1 protein-coding gene is annotated in these 1,292 nt (G+C 64.9%); it reads left to right on the forward strand.

The genetic code is table 11. The features are described 5' to 3' along the window. Positions 1 to 14 precede the first annotated feature (14 nt). On the forward strand, positions 15 to 1,292 hold a 1,278-nt coding region (locus AB0L95_RS42225; RefSeq protein ID WP_365172000.1), incomplete at its 3' end, for a non-ribosomal peptide synthetase.

The raw sequence follows: 1,292 nt of genomic DNA on the forward strand, positions 1-1,292 counted from the left end.
AGCGGCTGGCGCCTGTGACCTCGGATGTGCCGGCGTATGTGATTTATACGTCGGGTTCGACGGGGCGGCCGAAGGGTGTGGTGGTCGAGCATCGGTCGGTGGTCGATTACGTGTTCTGGGCTGTTGCGCTGTATCCGGGGGTGCGTGGGAATGCGCTGTTGCATTCGCCGGTGTCGTTTGATCTGACGGTGACGGTGTTGTTCGCGCCGTTGGTCAGTGGTGGTTGTGTGGTGGTGGCGGATCTGGAGGAGGATCCGGCGGTCGAGGAAGTCTTGGCGGCTGTGCCGTTGAGCTTCGCGAAGGTCACTCCGAGCCATATCGCGTTGTTGGACGCCTTGCCGGGGGTGTTCTCGCCGTCGGGTGATCTGGTGGTGGGCGGCGAGCAGCTGACGGGTGAGCAGTTGGAGCAGTGGCGACGTGCGCATCCGGCGGCCACTGTGGTCAACGAGTACGGTCCGACCGAGGCGACGGTGGGCTGCGTCGCGCACCAGCTCTTCTCCGGTCAGCCGGCTCCGGCTGGTCCGGTGCCTGTCGGGCGGCCTGCTTGGAACACCCAGGTGTATGTGCTGGATGCGGGGTTGTGCCCGGTGCCGGTGGGTGTGGCCGGTGAGTTGTATGTGGCGGGTGCGGGTCTGGCGCGGGGGTATCTGAACCGTCCGGGTCTGACGGCGGAGCGTTTCGTTGCCGATCCGTTCGGGGTTCCGGGTTCGCGGATGTATCGGACTGGGGATCTGGTGCGGTGGGGTGCGGTCGGGGAGTTGGAGTATCTGGGCCGTGTTGATGATCAGGTGAAGGTGCGGGGTTTCCGGATCGAGCTGGGTGAGATCGAGTCGGTCCTGGCCGGGCATCCGGATGTCGCGCAGGTCGCGGTGGTTGTGCGGGAGGACCGCCCCGGCGACAAACGGCTGGTGGGCTATGTCGTTCCGGCTGCCGGTGTGGTGCTGGATCCGCTGGTTTTGCGTGCGCATGTGGCGAAGGCAGTGCCGGACTATATGGTGCCCTCGGCCGTGGTGGTGCTGGATGTGTTGCCGTTGACGCCGAACGGGAAGTTGGACCGTCGGGCCCTGCCTGCACCTGAATTCGCGGCGAGTGCGGAGGGTCGTGCTCCGCGAACCACGCAGGAGAAGCAGCTGTGTGAGCTGTTCGCGGAAGTGCTGGGTGTCGAGCGGGTGTCCATTGATGACAACTTCTTTGAGTTGGGTGGGCATTCGCTGTTGGCGACGCGTTTGGTCAGTCGTATCCGGTCGGTGCTGGGTGTGGAGCTGGGTATTCGTGTGTTGTTCGAGGCTCCG

Origin of the sequence: Streptomyces sp. NPDC052036 (assembly GCF_040680495.1) — a bacterium.
Lineage (GTDB): Bacteria > Actinomycetota > Actinomycetes > Streptomycetales > Streptomycetaceae > Streptomyces.